General features: G+C 68.8%; 14 protein-coding genes. 11 read left to right on the top strand and 3 right to left on the bottom strand.

Annotated features, from left to right (window positions below):
• Nucleotides 1–46: 46 nt before the first annotated feature.
• The 3 genes from AAF430_07055 to AAF430_07045 all read left to right on the top strand — a co-directional run bounded on the left by AAF430_07055 (nt 47) and on the right by AAF430_07045 (nt 4,212).
• The gene (locus AAF430_07055; GenBank protein ID MEM7409973.1) at nt 47–514 is read left to right on the top strand and encodes a hypothetical protein; all 468 of its coding nucleotides are present in this window, start codon (nt 47–49) and stop codon (nt 512–514) included.
• 361 nt (nt 515–875) lie between these two features.
• On the top strand, nt 876–2,183 hold the full coding sequence (locus AAF430_07050; protein MEM7409972.1) for a tetratricopeptide repeat protein: 1,308 nt from the start codon (nt 876–878) through the stop codon (nt 2,181–2,183).
• 10 nt (nt 2,184–2,193) lie between these two features.
• The gene (locus tag AAF430_07045; GenBank protein MEM7409971.1) at nt 2,194–4,212 is read left to right on the top strand and encodes a TPM domain-containing protein; all 2,019 of its coding nucleotides are present in this window, start codon (nt 2,194–2,196) and stop codon (nt 4,210–4,212) included.
• Between the two features lie 177 nt (nt 4,213–4,389).
• Here AAF430_07045 and AAF430_07040 read toward each other — a convergent pair whose 3' ends face one another.
• The 3 genes from AAF430_07040 to AAF430_07030 all read right to left on the bottom strand — a co-directional run bounded on the left by AAF430_07040 (nt 4,390) and on the right by AAF430_07030 (nt 8,155).
• A complete protein-coding gene (locus AAF430_07040; protein ID MEM7409970.1) occupies nt 4,390–4,983 on the bottom strand; it encodes a hypothetical protein in 594 nt (197 codons plus the stop codon).
• A 110-nt stretch (nt 4,984–5,093) separates the two neighbouring features.
• Nucleotides 5,094–6,149 (bottom strand): PEP-CTERM sorting domain-containing protein, encoded by a 1,056-nt coding sequence (locus AAF430_07035; protein MEM7409969.1) that lies wholly within the window; start codon nt 6,147–6,149, stop codon nt 5,094–5,096.
• A gap of 1,562 nt (nt 6,150–7,711) precedes the next feature.
• Nucleotides 7,712–8,155 carry an HAD domain-containing protein gene (locus AAF430_07030; GenBank protein MEM7409968.1) on the bottom strand — a complete coding sequence of 148 codons (444 nt, stop codon included), beginning with the start codon at nt 8,153–8,155 and terminating at the stop codon, nt 7,712–7,714.
• Between the two features lie 127 nt (nt 8,156–8,282).
• On the opposite strand from AAF430_07030, the gene AAF430_07025 reads away from it, so the two are divergent.
• The 8 genes from AAF430_07025 to AAF430_06990 all read left to right on the top strand — a co-directional run bounded on the left by AAF430_07025 (nt 8,283) and on the right by AAF430_06990 (nt 17,023).
• Nucleotides 8,283–9,833 (top strand): thrombospondin type 3 repeat-containing protein, encoded by a 1,551-nt coding sequence (locus AAF430_07025; protein MEM7409967.1) that lies wholly within the window; start codon nt 8,283–8,285, stop codon nt 9,831–9,833.
• A 178-nt stretch (nt 9,834–10,011) separates the two neighbouring features.
• On the top strand, nt 10,012–10,524 hold the full coding sequence (locus tag AAF430_07020) for a MarR family transcriptional regulator (protein ID MEM7409966.1): 513 nt from the start codon (nt 10,012–10,014) through the stop codon (nt 10,522–10,524).
• Nucleotides 10,521–12,254 carry an amidohydrolase family protein gene (locus AAF430_07015; GenBank protein MEM7409965.1) on the top strand — a complete coding sequence of 578 codons (1,734 nt, stop codon included), beginning with the start codon at nt 10,521–10,523 and terminating at the stop codon, nt 12,252–12,254. Before AAF430_07020 ends, AAF430_07015 begins: the two co-directional genes overlap by 4 nt.
• Nucleotides 12,255–13,079, top strand: coding sequence for a TauD/TfdA family dioxygenase (locus AAF430_07010; protein ID MEM7409964.1), 825 nt, complete (start codon nt 12,255–12,257; stop codon nt 13,077–13,079).
• Nucleotides 13,076–13,546, top strand: coding sequence for a hypothetical protein (locus AAF430_07005; protein MEM7409963.1), 471 nt, complete (start codon nt 13,076–13,078; stop codon nt 13,544–13,546). Before AAF430_07010 ends, AAF430_07005 begins: the two co-directional genes overlap by 4 nt.
• 71 nt (nt 13,547–13,617) lie before the next feature.
• Entirely contained in the window at nt 13,618–14,781 is a 1,164-nt protein-coding gene (locus tag AAF430_07000; protein ID MEM7409962.1) for an amidohydrolase family protein, read from the top strand.
• A 2-nt stretch (nt 14,782–14,783) separates the two neighbouring features.
• Nucleotides 14,784–16,163, top strand: a complete 1,380-nt coding sequence (locus tag AAF430_06995) for a hypothetical protein (protein ID MEM7409961.1) — start codon at nt 14,784–14,786, stop codon at nt 16,161–16,163.
• Nucleotides 16,164–16,165: 2 nt separating this feature from the next.
• Nucleotides 16,166–17,023: an amidohydrolase family protein gene (locus AAF430_06990; GenBank protein ID MEM7409960.1), complete on the top strand. Its 858-nt coding sequence runs from the start codon at nt 16,166–16,168 to the stop codon at nt 17,021–17,023.
• The last annotated feature ends 12 nt before the right edge of the window (nt 17,024–17,035 follow it).

The raw sequence follows: 17,035 nt of genomic DNA, 5'->3' as shown, positions 1-17,035 counted from the left end.
GGCGGCAGCGCATCGTCCCCCGAAGCCCACGCCCTAGGAGTTCGTCATGACCCTGCGCCTCGCCGTCTCGATCCTCTTCTTCGCCTGCCTCGCCTGCGCTCCGGCGGTGGCCGAAGACGCGAAGCCCGCCGCGCCGAAGCTCTCGATGGGCGACGGTGAGCACAACCGGATCGTGACCGACGGGCTCGCGCGCGACGGTCGGGTGCTCACCTTCCGCGAGGTGGTCGTGGCCGACAACAGCTGGCTCGTGCTCCACCCCTTCAAGGACGGCAAGCCCGTGGGCGCGATCTACGTCGGTGCCACCTACCTCGCCGCGGGCACCCACGAGAACGTCGAGATCACCGTGCAGACGGCGCCCGAACCCGAGCCCGGCGTGATGTACCTGGTGATGCTCCACCAGGACGTCAACAACGACGAGACCTTCGACTTCGTCTTCGTCGACGAGCGCAACGTGCTCGACAAGGCCGTCTTCGAAGGCACCACGATGATCGCCCACGCGGTCGCGGCGCCCTAGGTCACGGCGCCTGCTCGCGCGCTAGCGGCGTCGGCCCGGCCCACGCCCTCCGTTTCGCCCCGCGGGACAGGAACACCGTGCGCGGTCACTGTCCCGTCTCGGCGCGCCCTCCACCCCTACCTCAAGGACCCCGACCGGCGCGTCGATTCCTGAAGGCAGGGGGGGACGTATGCGCAGGCTGTGGAGTACGACGTGGGTAGCGCTCTGGGGCGTTGTCGCCTGGGGATGTGGACCCGAGACGGAACCGTCCAACGCTCCGGCGCTATCCGCGCCCGCCACCGAGGCCGTAGAGGCCGTGGTTGCGCAGGCGCCCCCGTCGCCGCGGGCGCCCACGACCCCGGCGCTGGTCGAGCAGTGCGGGATGCCCTCTCCCGAGATGGAAACGACCCAGGCGCAGCTTCGCGCCGGCCAGTTCAACGCCCTGGATGACCAGCATGCGCGCTACCTCGAGGCCTACCTCGAGGACCGCGCCTGTGAGCCCCACCTCTGGGTCCTGAGCGAATGGATCGAACGACTCCACGATGTCGAACCGCTCGACCGCTGGGTGGCGGAGCGGCCGAAATCGTGGGCAGCTCGAAGCGTGCGCGCGGCCTACTGGCGCAACGAGGTGCGGAACCGGATCGCGGCGCCGGGCGGCGGGGAGGTCACCGCGCGCGAAGCCCTGGTGCTCGCCTCGCGTGACGTCGAAGCCGCCGTCCAGCTCGAATATCGCTCCTACCTCGCCTATGGGCACGCGATCGAAGCGCTCGGCGCGCTAGGGGATCGAGATGCGGTCGTCGCCATGCTGAATCGAGTGCTCGGCCGCGATCCCGCCAACTACGGCACCCGCAGGCGCGCTCTCCAGGCACTCTGGCCGCGCGAAGGAGAGGACGCGGAGCGCCTGCACGCGATCGCGCGCGACGCGCAAGCCGAGGCGCGCCGCGCCCCGCGTTTGATCTATCTGCTTGGTTACGCCAGCGCCGCCCAGGCGGAGGTCGATGAACGCGCGGGTCGGCGCGCCGAAGCCGTCGCGAACTTCCGTCGGGCCGTTGGATACGGCTATCACCACGGCTGGCACAACTCGCTGGTGTCTCGCCTCTACTGGGCCCGCGACTGGAGCGGCGCTGCCGAGGCGATCGAGTTCTGGCTCTCCGACGTTCCCGACGACGCCACGGCCATGAGTTGGCAGGGCCTGACCCTGTTCCGGTTGGACCAACCCGATGCAGCGCTGCAGCGACTCGATCAATCGGTCTCTCTGCTCCCCGACAACGTTTGGATCCGGAACAACCGAGGCATGGTCCGAGACTGGACGAAGAACTACGAAGGTGCCCTCGAAGACTGGCACCACAGTCTCGGGTTCGAGCCGGAGAACCTCACCGCAGTGGCCGGGGTCGCCAGCACCCTGGGAACGCTCGGCCGGTACGAGGAAGCGATTCCCTACATCGAGAAGTGGATCACCCTCAACCCGAACTGGCCCAACGCCTGGTTCCACCTCGGTCGCGCCCTGCAAGCGCTCGGCGACCCCAGAGGCGCGGAAATCCTCGCGGCGTACATCGAGTCGGCACAATCGATCCCGCGCGAGGAGTGGTACGTGAACCGAGCGCGAACACTCTTGGCAGAACCGCCCCTTCCGCAAGACCCCGCCGAGCTACCGGGCCTGGCGCGTTTGTCGGGAACCCAGAACCCGTAGGAGGGCCGGGATGCGCGCGCTGCTGCTGACGCTTCTCTCGATCACCGTCGCGTTCGTCGCCTGGGTCGGCATCCAAGAAGACCCTCTGCCCCCGGTGCCCGTGGCCAGTGTCGAGGTGCCGGCGGCCGTCGAGAATGCAGCGCCGGCGCCCACCTCGCCCGAGGTCCACGGTCCGTCCGACGCGTCCATCGAGGCCGCCCCGGGCGCCGTCGAGGACCTGGCTGGCGTCTTCGGCGGATTCGGCCATACCCTCGAATGGCAGACCCAGTCGTGGCGGGACGATCTCGGCATCTCGGTTCACGTCTTGTCTCTGCGCGCGCCCGATCATGAGATCGCACCGCTGGCCGAGGAGCTCTTCTCGGCGCGGCGCATCGGCGCCGATGCGCCCTCGGGAGGACTGCTGATCCTCGTCAACCCGGCGCGCCACGAAGCACGGATCGAAGTCTCCTACGAGCTCGAGCACGTCTTCCCGGACCTCATCGTGGGACGTCTGGCTCGCAACCAGCTCGCGCCCTATGCCGCGTACCGGGCCGTCGGCATGGCGGTCATGGACGTCCTTCACTTCTTGAAGGACTACGCCTACCTGCAAGCGCACGCCGGGAATCTGGAACTCGACGCCACGCTGCGCGAGCGACAAGAGTACAAGGAGAAGGCTCGCTACCTCTCGGGCGGTGCCGGCGCCCAGGCCGACTTCTTCGATGCGGCTGCGTTGCTCGATCGTGACTGGAAGGCGGTCGTGCCTGCTGCAAAGCGAGCGCGATACGCGCCCTCGGAAGACCCACGAGAGAGTGCCGAGGCGTTCCTCCGCACGCTGCGGGATGGCATCGGGGACCCGACCCTTCCTCTGTTCACCCCAGGAAGCCAGTGCATGCGGGACGGGGTTCCCTTCGCGCCGTTCGAGCAATTCGAGAGGCTGCGTCGGTACGAGGGGTCGAAACCCTTCGAGGTGACCGTGCAGGGAGACCACGCGGTACTCGACTCGAAGCGGCCCGCCCACGGTTTCGTGCCCATCCTGCTCGCCAAACGGGACGGTCTCTGGCGCGTGGATCTCGCCGAGACCTGGAAGAACCTGTTCTTCGACGCAGACGGTGATTACTGGCACAAGAACGCGAGCCATCCATACCGCTTCGGGCTTCACCGCTTCGGCGCAGGCGCCAACCACGACCTCCGCGCCTGGCAGCTCGGGGAACTCCGCCTACCCCAGGCCATCGACGCGCTCAACGCACGACCCGGGGCACTCGACGCCTTCCAGCAGGGCGAGCTCCTCTATCGAAACTGCTGGCTTCCGCTCGAGGCACTCACGCACTACGAGCGCGCCCTGGAGCTGGCACCGAACAGCCAATTCTTCCGGGAGACGCTGGGAGATCGTGCGAGCTACATCGGCTTCCATGATCTGGCAGTCAGCGCCTACGAGAAACTCCACGCCCGGGGCTGGTGGAAGCTGGCCCACGCGCAGCGCAATGCGGGAGATCCGGAAGCGGCTCTTGCCACGGCGCGGAAGCTGATGGAGCGCGACCCGTACCGAATCGAGGTGCTCGAGCTGGTGCGGACCCTCGCGGAGGAGACCGGCGATCTCGACGGGGCGTCCGGCATCATGCGTCAGATCGCGGCGATTCGTGCGAACCCCCATCGTCCACAGGATCCTGTGACGATCCAGTTCGCTCCCGCGCGGCCGACCTTCGACCCGGGGTTGCCGATCCAGATCGAGTCCGGGTCGCTCTACGATCACAGCTCCTTCGGTGTCACACTGAAGAACACGAGTGCCCGTCCAGTCGAGATCGCGAGGATCGGCTTCAGTTCCACTGGAACGGTGTCCTACGCCGGCCAGGGCGACATCCGAGGCCAGTTTCCGTTTTCGGGTAATACGCACCGGATCGGACCGGGCGAATCCATCACGCTCTCCCAGAGCTGGGGCTTCACCGTTCCCCAGGGCAACGAGCAGATCTCGTATGTTTTCGACGTGTGCTGGAAAGCGACCAGCGAACGACGTCAATGTACGGACGGGCGTCTCGACCTCTACGCCCAGTAGGTCGCGTTTCCGCGACGCCGCCACCCAAGGAAACGTCGAGATCACCGTGCCGACGGCGCCGAACCCGAGCCCGGCGTGGTCGACGAGCGCAACTTGCTCGACGAGGCCGTCTTCGAAGGCACCACGATGATCGCCCACGCGGTCGCGGCGCCCTAGGTCACGGCGCCTGCTCGCGCGCTAGCGGCGTCGGCCGCGACGCATCCGGCGGCTCGCCACCAGCAGGCCCGCCACGAACACGAGCGCCGCGCTCGGCTCGGGGACCGGCTTCTCGACGGTGAGCTTCGCGATCCGCACGCCCCCGCGCTGACCCACGAAGCGGAAGGCCGATCCGCGCAATCCGCCCAGGTCTTCGAGTCGCGTGCCGTTCGACGACCAGGTGATCGTCTTCCGCAGCACACCGTCGACCAGCACGTCGAGGGCACCCGTGCCGCCGCCCTCGAGCACCAGCGCGTCGATGGCCAGGACGTCGCCGAGGAACGAGAACTCGATCGCTTCGCCGCGACCGAGGCTGCCGCCGTTCGGTGCGCCGTCCACACCGAGACCGAAGCCCCGGTTGCGGTTCAACGCCTCTTCCATGGCGCCGTCGAAGCCGCGGATCGAAAGCGCGATGCCGTCCTGCGACACCGCCGCGGGGGAAGCGATCCGCCCCAGCGCCAGGCCGAGCGCGTTCGGGTCGCCACCGAAGTCGAGGGTGGTCGCCGCCAGCGCGGGCCAGGCCAGGGTCGACATCAAGAGCACGAGGGCAGCACGTCGCAGCGTCGAGAGAAGCATCGGGATCCTCCAGTGCAGCTTCGGAGATCGGGAACACCAGCCTACGCGCGCGGGATGCCGGCAGGCAATGCCCGCGGCTCCGTCGGAGAACGGGTTTGCCCGCGGGGGCGTCAGTGGACCCGAACGTCCCGCCGACGGCGGCGGCTCAGCACCACCAGGCCGAAGACGACGAGCCAGCCGGTTCCGGGCTCGGGCACGATCCGGGTCCCCAATGCGAAGATGGCCCCGATCCGGGCTCCCGCGTTCCCGCCCTCGAGTTCGAGGAGGACGCGCAGGTCGACCTTCGTCGTGGTGAGGTCATCGTCGAAGTCGCCGAGGGCGAGCGCTTCCGAAAAGAAATCGACGACCGCGGCCACGTTCTCGAACACTCGCTCGAGCAGCAGCTGCCCCTCACTCTCGATGCGGAAACTCGCCTGCTCGACGTCGAGATCCTCGACTTCGTGATCGAGGAAGGTCAGGAACAGGCCGTCGAGGCTGTCGCGCACGGCGAGCTCGTTCGCGAAGCGCGCCTCGGAGCGCAGCGCGATGTCGGCGTCGCCGCCGCGATCGAGGAGCTGCAGCCCCACGCGTCCCCACTCGCCCGCACGGCGGTGCGCGCCGGTCGCGAACGCGGTGGCGTCCGCGTCACTGGCGAGGACGTCGTCGACCTCTGCACCGACCCGCGCCCAGCTCGAGGCCGAACCGAGCACGGGAGTCGTAGCGAGGGTATTGACGAAGAACCCCTGCTCATCCACCTCACCCCCGAGTCCGCTCGCGGTCGATTCAGCGAGACCCGAGTGGCCCGAAGCGCGGGCGCGGGCGCTCGCCGTCTGTCCGACGTCCACCGCCTGCACGGTGCGCAGCGTTGGTACCTCCTCCAGATTCGCGATGGCCCGCGCTTCGCTCTCGCCCGCACCAACCGCATGAACCATCGCGGTGGCATGGCGATCGGCACCCTCGTCTGGAGGGCCGACCGGCCCGAGATCGGGCTCTGGAGTGACGCGGAAGCCGGTGCTGAACCGGGCCCGCGTTGCCCCGCCCACCGCCGTCGACCGCGCGTCGACGGCGCCGGCCGCGGTGACCACGACAGTCGACTCGGCAGTTCCGCCCCGAACGCCCTCGGCCCCAACGCCCCCGACGGCGCGCGACGTGATGATCGCGTCGCCGTTCGGATTCTCCGTATCCACACGCGAAATGGCCTTCCCGGCGCGGCCCGAACGACCAGCGTTGGAAAGACCCGCCCTCCCAGCGTTCGCAACCTGGTCGATGCGGATGCTCGCGCCCGATGCAACGGCCGCGTTGTCTAGCACCGCGTCTGCGCCGTCACCGCCATCCGCCCCGCCGAACCCCCCACCGCCTCGACCGCCGCGAAGGGTGACGAACGCGCGTGTCGATCCAGATCCCATCGCGACCGCAGCCCCGGTCGCGCGACCGCCGTTGCCGCCGCGAGTTCCTGGAGAATTGGCCGCCGCACCGGCACCACCGACAGCGTTGGCCGTCATTGCGACGACGGCACCGGGCTCGGTGGATATGCCGATTGCATGAGCGACCGCTTCTCCGCCATGGTTGCCGGACTGACCGTGGTTTTCCCCGCCTTCCCCCCCTGTCGCCGCCGTGTCCGTGTTGAGCCCCCCATCGAAGACAACGTGCGCGCGCGAAGTCGCGCTTCCCCCGGCGCTTCCCACACCCCCGAGGACTCCGTTTCCGCCGGCGCCTCCCTCGCTCACCAGTCCGAGATCTAGCGCCGTACCGCTCATGTCGTCCGCTTCGAACGCAGCGACGGCCTCACCCGCGCGACCTGCGACTCCCCCCTGCGAGAGGCCTCCGCTCCCGGCCCTCGCGACGAGGTTCACACGGTTGAAGCCAAGCGATGACAACGACACGGATTCGTTCCCGAGCGTGGCGTCTGCACCATCGCCCGCATCGGCTCCAGCGAATCCACTACCTCCCCCTCCGCCGATCACCTCGGTGTTCGCCGTTCCGGAACTCGAGACCGTCCCCGGCCCCGCAAAGGCGGTCGCCGTCCCCCCATTTCCTGCCCGGGCGCCCGGGCCGCTTGCGCTCCCTCCCAAGCCCCCTCGCGCGAACGCGCTGTTGTTCGCCGCGTTCGGCAGTGAAAAGCCTGCCGGCACCGTCGACCGAGCTGCGGCGTTCCCGCCATGACCTCCGTTCCCACCCGTGCCGTTGCCGGAGTTCGCGCCTCCCGCGCCACCGCGTCCACCGGTCGCGCGGGTCGTCGCGCCGAAGTCTTCCGCAGTTGCGGAGGCATCACCGCCTGGACCGCCCCGGCCGCCGCTGCCATTCGGCGGGCCGCCGTCGCCACCGCTCCCGCCGCGCCCGCCGACCACCTCCAGATCGATCGAACCCGGGCCAATGCGGGTCAACGTCAAGGCAACGGACTCCCCCGGGTTGCCGTCCGTTCCGTCTGCATTCGGACCGCCGTCGATCCCGTCTGCTCCGGGGTCCCCCGTCTCGACGATCGGCTGCGCGAACACGGGGGAGCCGACCGAGAGTCCGAACAGCGCGAGTAGGAGGAGGAAGCGCGGGCAGACGCGCACGGGTGAGGCCGATATCGGCCCGGCCGGAAGGGCGAAGCAATGGGGCATGCTGCAGAGCCTCGAGGCCCTTCCCGACGCGATTAGACCGCAGTTCCCGAGCGAGGGTCAAGTCGGCTGCAGCGCGGGACTCTCAAACCGCTTGCCCAGATGCGCGCAGGCCTGGAGGCGTGTCCGAGGGACGGGCCCGCCGGCTAGGCGTCTCCCAGGATCATGCGGGCGCGCCCCGCATCCGCATCCGTGAGGCGCAGGGATTCGTCAGTACGGACGAAGCAGGGGTGATCGTCGGCGTAGACCGGGAGGTCGTCGAGGATCACATAGCGGTCGGCGTCGTGATTCGCGAGCCAGGCTTCGATCTCTCGGCGGCGCGCCCGTTCTGGCTCTTCTCCGTCGGCCCAGAGGTCTCGCGTCTCGCTCACGATCGGAAGCGTGAGCCCGTGACGCACGAGGATGTCACGCGTCTCGGGCCACGGGTACAACATGCGCCAGGTCGTGGTGAGCACTCCCACGGCGCCCGTCGCCATGCCGATCCGGTTCACGAGCGCGAGGAGCAGCGGATCGAGCGGGTGCTCCTGTTCGGGATACCGGACACCCGTCGCGTTCAGGACGCCGTCGATGTCTAGGAAGACGACCTTCATCACATCACCATCGAGCGGAGCGCGAGCTGCAACGTACCTTGCGCGGCGACGACCGCACGCGTCGTCGCCGGCTCACGAGCCTGGCGAGGACTCCCGTAGGCGGTCGATTCAGCCTACGCTGGGGCGAATGGCTGAAGGGGAGATTCGAAGGGTGGTCATGCGACACACGATGACGTCGATCGCTTGGGTTCTCTTGTGGGCGGGCTTCGCGCTCGCGGCCAGCGGCGCACCCGTCGAAGTGCGAGGTGGCGATGCGGTCGTGCTCGAAGGCGATCGCGTCGTTCTCTACGACATCGCGCGCAGCGAAGCATTCGAGATCGTGTCGACCCAGGACGCGAGCCCGCCCTTCGTGCCCAACGACCTCGCGGTCGCCCCGGACGGCGAGATCTATGTCTCACACCCGGACGCCGTCGTGCACATCGATCCTCTGACCGGTGCCCAGACCACCATCGCTTCCGCGAGCGTGGGAACGGGGGCCGCCATCGATGGCGTCGCCGCCATCACGTTCGGCCAGGACGGGCTCCTCTATGTCGCGCAGAACAACGCGATCGACCCCACCCAGACCCAGCTCGAGATCCTGACCCTCGACACGGCGACCAGAGAGCGGGCTCCGTTCTTCTCCGCCCCTGCCGACCCAGCGAACGTCACGGAGATCTTCGGCCTCGCCCAACGACCCACCGGCGCATGGATCGTCTCGTTCCAGGGCCCGCTCGGTCGAATGCGGCCGATCTCTCCGCCGAGCTTCATCGGCTTTCGGTTCGGTGGAACCGTGACGCGCTTCTCGGTCGCGATCACCGACGACTTCGTCTACTCGGGCGCGTTTCGAAGTCCGATCGTTTTTCTCCAGCCGGGGGAGTTCATCTACCGATGCGACCCCAACGCGCCCAACGCCGCGACCACCGGTAACCCAACGAGCAGCATCATCCGCCCGGATGGTCGGTTGGTGATCGCCAACGGCGGCAGAAACTGTCTGTTCACCCCAGGTGTGGCCGACCGCACCCTCGTGCTCTACGACCCGGAGACCGACACGGCCGAGGAGATCTTCCGCGCGCCGCCGCCCGCGAGCGAAGAGCTACCCCGCCAGATCGCGCTGATCCCCGAAGGCTTCTTCCAACCCGATACCGACAGCGATGGCATTCCCGACGGACTCGACAACTGCGACGACGTCGTGAACGTCGATCAAGCCGATCTCGACGGCAACGGCGTCGGCGATGCCTGCAACGACTTCGAAGACATCGACGGCGACGACTTCGCCGACGCACTGGACCTCTGCCCCGAGGACTTCGACCCGGATCAACAGGACTTCGACGCCGACGGGCTCGGCGACGTCTGCGACCGCTTCCCCGAAGATGCGAACAACCGCGCCGCTGCGTGCGAAGCCGACCTCGCCATCGTGCTGACCGAGCTCGCGCTCTGCCGCGACGAGCTCGAGCGCGACACGGATGGCGACGGTGTGCTCGACCGGCTCGACCGCTGTGTGGCGACGCCCGCGGGCACGGTCGTCGATGCCGACGGCTGCTCGGTCGACCAGTTCTGCGCGGCCATCTCCGAAGACGCTCGACGCTGGCGCCAGGCCTGCTGGCTGGCCGACTGGCAGGGCCCCGGCGACACGATCCGCCGCAACTGTCGCGTCAGCCGCGACGGCTGCGTTGCGCGCCAACGTCGGGGCCGGTACTAGACGCGAACGAGGACCGCGGGCGAGCCCGATGTCGTTTCGCCCGAGGCGATAACCCAGATGGTCCAGGCGCTACGCGCGGCGGGCCTGCCCTAACCAGCCCCCGGACCGCGGGTCCGGGGCCTGCTTGCAACGCCGATTTATCTTGCGCGAAAGATAAAATTCAGCCTAGGCTGGTCGCGTGGACTGGATCGACGAGATCGCGCGGGCCTGGCGGCGAGAATACCCGGAACTCGACAGCTCGGCGATGCCGCCGCTCGTGCGCCTGGCCCGACTCGCGGTGCTGCTCGAGCGCTTCCAGCGGGCCGTGCTCGAGCCCTTCGAGCTGAGCGCGTCGGACTATTCGGTGCTCGCCATGCTGCGGCGGGCGGGGAAGCCCTACCGGGCGTCGCCCAGTCTGCTGGTGAGCCGCCTCCAGCACTCGTCCGGGGGGCTCACGAAGATGCTGAAGCGGCTCGAGGAACGCGGGCTGGTCGGGCGGGTGCCCGACCCCGACGACGGGCGCGGGCTGCTCGTGTCGCTGACGCCGGCCGGCCTGCGTGTGCAGGAGTCGGTGTTCAACGCCTTCCTCGCCGCGAGCAACGACCTGCTCGGCTCCCTGCCGCGGCGAGAGAAGCGCGATCTCGACACCCTGCTGCGCGCGCTGCTCGATCGCTTCGAGGACTACCTCGGGGACGGGGGAAGCGCCGAATGAGCTTCGACCTGGTGATCCGCGGTGGTGTCGTCGTCGACGGGACCGGACTGGCGCGACGACGCGCGGATGTCGGGGTGCGCGGCGGGAAGATCGCGGCCGTCGGACACCTCGGCCGGGCCGCAGGCGACGCTCGCGTGATCGACGCCGGCGGTTGCATCGTGGCGCCGGGGATCGTCGACCTCCACACCCACTACGACCCGCAGCTGACCTTCGATCCGTACGCGACGTCGTCCTGCTACCACGGCGTCACCACCGTCCTGGCGGGCAACTGCGGGTTCTCGATCGCACCGGTGGTGCCTGCCGGCCGCGACTACTTGAAGGCGATGTTCGCGAAGGTCGAAGGCATGGCCCCCGCGGCCCTCGACGGCGTGGTCTGGGACTTCGAGAGCTTCCCCGATTACCTCGCTGCGCGGCGCGGCAAGCTCGGCGTGAACCTCGCCTGCTACGTCGGCCACTCGACCCTGCGCCGCCATGTGATGGGCGCCGACGGGTCCGAACGCGAGGCCACCCCCGACGAGGTCGAGCGCATGTGCGCGTTGGTGCGCGAAGCGGTGTCTGCGGGCGCGGCCGGCTTCTCGTCGTCGGATGTGCCCACCCAGGTCGACGGCGACGATCGGCCGATCGCAAGTCGCTTCGCCGCAAAGGCGGAGCTGCTCGCACTCGCCCAGGCGGCGGGCGAAGCCGGAGCCGGCAGCATCGCCTACCTCCCCGAGAGCGTGATCGGCGGCCTCGACACCCGCGACGAAGACCTGCTGATCGAGATCGGCACGCGGAGCCGGCTGCCCGTGGTGATCCAGGGCGTGGGCGGTCGCGACAAGGTCGACGCGCCAACCGCGGGCTGGGACAACGCAAAGGCCTTCCTCGACCGTGCGGGCGATGCCGGCGCCGCGATCTTCTCCCTGCTCCGCAACCACCCCTTCGATCGACCGATCGATCTCGACGAGGGCTGTCCGCTCTACGCGGGCGTCTTCCCCTGGGCCGACTTCATGAAGCTCTCGCGCGACGAGAAGCTGGCGCGCCTGGCCGACCCGGCCGCGCGTGACGTGTTGCGCCACGCCGTCGAGCACCCCAACCGCGACCCCCAGGCCGGCTCGACCCTGCCGCCGCCGCATTGGGACGTCACCTTCGTCGACGAAGTCAGCCTGCCCGATCACGAGCCGCTGCTGCGCCGCAGCATCGCCGACATTGCGGCCGAGCGCGGCGTGGCGCCGGCCGACGCCATGCTCGACCTGGCCCTCGCCGAAGAGCTTCGCATCCGCTTCCGTTGGGAGAACCGCACGCCCGAGTGGTCGGACGCCGTGCGCGAGAGCATGAAGCACCCCTCGATGCTGATGGGCGTCTCCGACGGCGGCGCGCACCTCGATCGCGACGACGGCAGCGACTGGTCGACCTACTTCCTTCGCCACTGGGTCCTCGACGAAGCCGAGTGGACCCTCGAAGAGGGCATTCGCCAGCTCACACAGGTCCCGGCCGCACTCGCCGGGTTCACGGATCGCGGCCTCGTCGCGCCGGGCTATGCCGCCGACCTCATGATCTTCGACCCGAGCCAGGTCGGCCCCGGCACGAAGCGCCGCGTCGCCGACTTCCCGTCGGGGGAAGAGCGCTTCAGCGCGCGGCCGCGCGGCTTCGTCGCGACGATCGTGGGCGGCGAACCGATCGTGTTGGAGGGCAAGCTCACCAGCGCGCTCCCCGGCCAGGTGCTTCAGCCCTTCCGTGCGGGCGCCGCGTAGATGGCTTGTGATTTCACCCGCGTGACCGCCGTGGTCGGCGCCGAAGTGCGCGGCGTCGACCTCCGCAAGCCGCTCGGCGCTGACGATCGCAAGGCGCTGCAGGAAGGTGTCGCGCACTACGGCGTGCTCTTCTTCCGCAACCAGCCGCTCACTCCGTCCGAGCAGCTCGCGCTTGCACGACAGCTCGGGAAGATCCAGATCCCGGCGTTCTCGCCGAAGTACGGCGACGATCCGGAGCTGGTCGTGCTCGACCAGGTGTCGCCGAAGGGCGAGGGCGCCGACAATTGGCACAGCGACAACACCTTCATGCCCGAGCCACCGATGGGTTCGATCCTGAAGGCCGTGCAGCTGCCCGAGGTGGGCGGCGATACCTGCTTCGCCAACATGCAGGCCGCCTACGACGCGCTCTCGCCTTCGATTCGCGCTTGGATCGACGGGCTCGAGGCCGTCCACGACATCACGAAGCCGCTGCAGAAGGCGATTGCCGCCGGTCACAGCAACGCCAAGCTCGCCGAGCTGCAGGCCCAGTGGCCGCCCGTCACGCACCCCGTGGCGTGCACCCACCCGATCACCGGACGCAAGGCGCTCTTCGTGAACGGCAATTCGACCACCCACATCGCGGGTCTCTCCGAGCGCGAGAACGCAGCGCTCCTGCCGATGCTGCTCGATCACGTACGCGACCCGGCGTTCCAGTGCCGCTTCCAGTGGGACACCGACTCGATCGCCTTCTGGGACAACCGCGTCGTCCAGCACTACGCGGTGCCCGACTACGACACACGCCGCGTCATGCACCGCGTGACGCTGGATGGAGAGCGCCCGAAATGACGCAGGAACGGAAAGAGCCCGAAGTCCGGTTTCGTCACGCCGACGACGAGAAGTGGCAGGAGGTCCGGGCCATCGAGGTCGAGGGCCGGCGCGCGGTCGTCCTCGAGAAGTGGCTCGACTTCACGCCCGCGTTCTTGTCGCTCTACGCGAAGTGGGATCCAGGCATGATGATCCACAAGCACGGCCACAACTCGGACCACGTCGTGTTCGTGATCGAAGGCGACATGCACTGTGGCGACGTCCACTGCACGGCCGGCATGCACATCACCCTCGAACAGGGCGCGTCTTTCGGCCCGTTCGTTGCGGGTCCGAACGGCGTGACGCTCTTCGAGGTGATGATGGGCGACCCGCGCTCATGGCCTTCCGACACCGAGGGTTTCGAGCGTCTCCTCGAAGCGAAGAACGCGAAACGCCTCCCCAATCCTCCGATCGAGCTTCCCTCGTGGATCGAAGATACACGCAATTAGGCCCGATCGAAGATACCCGCAACTGAACCCGATCGAAGACACGCGCGACTAGCCGCACCAGGAGAACCCCCATGCGAAACGGATTCAAAGTCTTCGATGCCGACGCCCATGTCGTCGAGCCCAAGGACCTCTGGGAGCGCTTCCTCGACCAGCGCTACCAGCACCGGGTGTCGTGGAAGCAGCCCTTCGAGGGCATGGACCGCTTCCGCCCCGCCACCGTCGACGGGCGCTACACCCAGAGTCACAAGACGCTCTACGGCAACCAGCAGGAGGCCGTGCGCTGGACGACCGAAGCGATGGTCGCGAAGTACGGCGACGTCGTGCACAAGGGCTTCGACGGAGCGAGCGTGGCCCAGAGCATGAAGGTCGAAGGTGTCGACCTGATGGTGCTCTACGGCCCCGGCTACGACATGTGGGTCGACGGCATCGACCCCGACCTCCAGGCGGGGATGGCGCGCGCCTACAACCGGTGGGGCGAGGAGATGCGCGAGACCTCGGGCGGGCGCGTGCTCACGGCAGCCCCCGTCCCGCTGAACGACATCACCCGCGCCGTCGAAGAGGTGCGCTACGCCTACGAAAAGCTGGGCGTGCGCTGCTTCTGGGCCCGCCCCAACCCGTTCAATCAGCGCACCCTCGGCGATCGCTACTACGACCCGCTCTGGGAGATCCTGCAGGACCTCGACGTCTCCTTCGCCACCCACGAGTTCATGGGCCTGGCGGGCACCTCGGCGGGGAACGACCGCTTCTCGAGCTTCGTCGAGTGGCACAGCTGCGTGCACCAGATGGAAGCGCAGATGGCCATGCTCGCGATGATCGTGAACGGCGTGTACGAGCGCTTCCCGCGCCTGCGCGTGGCCTACATGGAAGCCGGCTCGGCCTGGCTGCCGTCCTGGCTGCACCGGATCGAGGAGCACGTGGAGCTCGCGGGCTGGCTCGAGACGCCCGAGTGCACGAAGGAGCCAGCCGAGTACTTCCAGAAGAACTGCTGGGTGACCACCGAGTGCGACGAGCACCTGGTGCACCACGTGATCGAAGAGATGGGCGACGAGCGCATCCTCTTCGAGACCGACTACCCCCACCCCGACTCGAAGTACCCGCACGCGGTCGAGACCTTCCTCTCCCAGGAGAGGCTCAGCGACGAGAGCAAGCGCAAGGTCCTCTGGGACAACGCCCTCGACTTCTACCGCTTCCCCGAATCGCAGCTGCCGACGAAGTTCGAGGAGGCCACGGGCTAAGCGTGGCCCCGCGCTGGTACGAGAGCGTCGACTTCGACCGCCTGGTGCAACGCCACCAGCCGCCGCCGGAGTACTTCGAGGGCGACTGGCGACTCGACCCGGAGGCCATCGAAGCGCGCCAGCTCGCCGCCGTGCAGGATCGCGCCCGGCGTGCCTACGAGGTGCCCTTCTTCCGCAAGCGCTGGGACGCCGCCGGCTTCCACCCGGATGCTCTCGGCTCCCTCGACGACCTGCGCCAGGTGCCCAGCTACGACGTCGACGACATCCGGGCCAGCGTCGAGGCCCACCCGCCGCTCGGCGATTACCAGGGGGTCGGCCTCGGCGACGCGGGCGAACAGCCCCTGCGCCTCTTCATGTCGGGAGCCACCACCGGCGCACCGCGCCCCACCCTCTATACCCAGTGGGACCGCGAAGCCGGCGCCATCCTGATGGCGCGCGCGCTCTACCTCCAGGGCGTCCGGCCCGGCGACGTGGTGGTGAACGCCTGGGCCTACTCGACCCACAACGGGGCCTTCGCCTTCGACGAAGCGCTCCAGAAGTGGCTCCAGTGCGTGGTGCTGACGACGGGCACGGGCACGGTCACCAGCAGTCGCCGTCAGGTCGAGCTCGCGCATCAGTACCAGGCGAGCGCGATCCTCACGACGGGCGACTACCTGGTGCACCTGGCCGAAGTGGCCCGCGAGATGGGGCTCGACCCGAAGAAGGATCTCGCCCTCAAGGCGCTGCCCAACATCGGCGACCGCGCCGTGCTCGAAGAGACCTTCGGCGTCCCCAACTACCAGTCCTACGGCTTCCACGAAGTGCAGTGGGTCTCCGTCGAGTGCCCCGAGCGACAGGGCCTCCACATCTTCGAGGATGCGTTCATCGTCGAAGTGGTGGATCGCGAGACGGGAGAGCCCGTCCCCGACGGCACCCCCGGCTGCCTCTGCATCACCGAGACCTACAAGACCGGCAGCCCTCAGTTCCGGTACAACATCCAAGACCTCTCGACCCTCTACCCGCGCGAGCAGTGCGCCTGTGGCAGTTGGCTGCGGCGCATGGCGCCCTTCGCCGGGCGCGCCGACAACATGGTGAAGCTGCGCGGCGTGAACGTCTGGCCCGAGGCGATCGGGGAGATCGCCCTCGACGATCCCCAGCTCGAGCACGACTACTTCGTGCGCGCCGTCCGCGAAGGCACCCGCGACGAGATGATCGTGCACTTGACGAGCCGCGCCGGCGCGCCGGAACATGCCGATCTGGCGCAGCGCGCCGAGGAGCGTCTCAAGGAGCGTTTCGGCGTGAGGATCCGCGCCGAGGTCTGGCCGCCGGGATCCCTCGACGCCTGGACCGAGATCCACACCTCGCCGAAGCCGAAGCGCTTCCGCGACGAGCGAGAGGGCTGAACGTGGGCGCGATCGATTACTGGTGCAATGCGTTCGCCCCCGACCGGAGCCCACTCTGGGACGACGCGATCGCCGCCCAGGGAATCCCGCTCAAGGTCCGCAGCGACGACGACGACCGCTTCGCCACGCTCGAGGTGATGGTGGAGCGCATGGACGCGCTCGGCATCGACACCCTCGTGTTGCCGTGCGCCGAGGTGCCCGAGCGCGCCGAACCTTTCGCCTACGAGCGCTACGCCACGTCGCCCGCCGAGCTGGGGAAGTGGGCGTCGGCCCACCCGGGGCGTTTCGTCGGGCTCGCGAGCCTCGACCCGACGGAAGGGGTCCGCGGTCTCGCCGCCACCCGTACCCTCGTCGAGGGCCTGCCGATCGTCGGCCTGCACCTCCACACCCACAGCTTCGATCGGCGCTTCGATCATCGCGACCTCTACCCGTTCTATGCGCTGGCGGCGGAACACGACCTCGCGGTCGTCGTGCAGGCGGGCACGTCGGGTGGACGCATGGCGAGCGAGTGCGGCCGCCCGATCGGCATCGACCGGCCGGCGCTCTTCTTCGAGGACACGCCCTTCGTGCTGTCCCACACGGGCTGGCCCTGGGTCGACGAGGCGATCGCGATGGCCCTCAAGCACCGCAACGTCTTCCTCGGCACCGCCGCCTACCCGCCGCACCACTGGCCGCCGGCCGTCGTCGACTTCCTGCGCGGGCCGGGACGCACGAAGACGCTCTTCGGCACGAGCTTTCCCGTCGTCGGCCACCGCCAGGCGCTCGGCCGCCTCGACGCGCTCGAGCTCGACGCGGCGACCCGCGAAGCCCTGCTCGGCGGCAACGCGCGCCGCGTCTTTCCCGCGCTCGCACGCGACTGACCCTCACCCCGA

The organism is Myxococcota bacterium (assembly GCA_039030075.1).
Classification (GTDB): Bacteria; Myxococcota_A; UBA9160; order UBA9160; family SMWR01; genus JAHEJV01.
This window is presented reverse-complemented; position numbering and strand designations above follow the sequence as displayed.

Bases quoted from the DNA above. Each gene is read 5' to 3' on its own strand.
- AAF430_07055 (MEM7409973.1), top strand. From the start codon at position 47: ATGACCCTGCGCCTCGCCGTCTCGATCCTCTTCTTCGCCTGCCTCGCC.
- AAF430_07050 (MEM7409972.1), top strand. From the start codon at position 876: ATGCCCTCTCCCGAGATGGAAACGACCCAGGCGCAGCTTCGCGCCGGC.
- AAF430_07045 (MEM7409971.1), top strand. From the start codon at position 2,194: ATGCGCGCGCTGCTGCTGACGCTTCTCTCGATCACCGTCGCGTTCGTC.
- AAF430_07040 (MEM7409970.1), bottom strand. From the start codon at position 4,983: ATGCTTCTCTCGACGCTGCGACGTGCTGCCCTCGTGCTCTTGATGTCG.
- AAF430_07030 (MEM7409968.1), bottom strand. From the start codon at position 8,155: ATGAAGGTCGTCTTCCTAGACATCGACGGCGTCCTGAACGCGACGGGT.
- AAF430_07025 (MEM7409967.1), top strand. From the start codon at position 8,283: ATGGCTGAAGGGGAGATTCGAAGGGTGGTCATGCGACACACGATGACG.
- AAF430_07015 (MEM7409965.1), top strand. From the start codon at position 10,521: ATGAGCTTCGACCTGGTGATCCGCGGTGGTGTCGTCGTCGACGGGACC.
- AAF430_07010 (MEM7409964.1), top strand. From the start codon at position 12,255: ATGGCTTGTGATTTCACCCGCGTGACCGCCGTGGTCGGCGCCGAAGTG.
- AAF430_07005 (MEM7409963.1), top strand. From the start codon at position 13,076: ATGACGCAGGAACGGAAAGAGCCCGAAGTCCGGTTTCGTCACGCCGAC.
- AAF430_07000 (MEM7409962.1), top strand. From the start codon at position 13,618: ATGCGAAACGGATTCAAAGTCTTCGATGCCGACGCCCATGTCGTCGAG.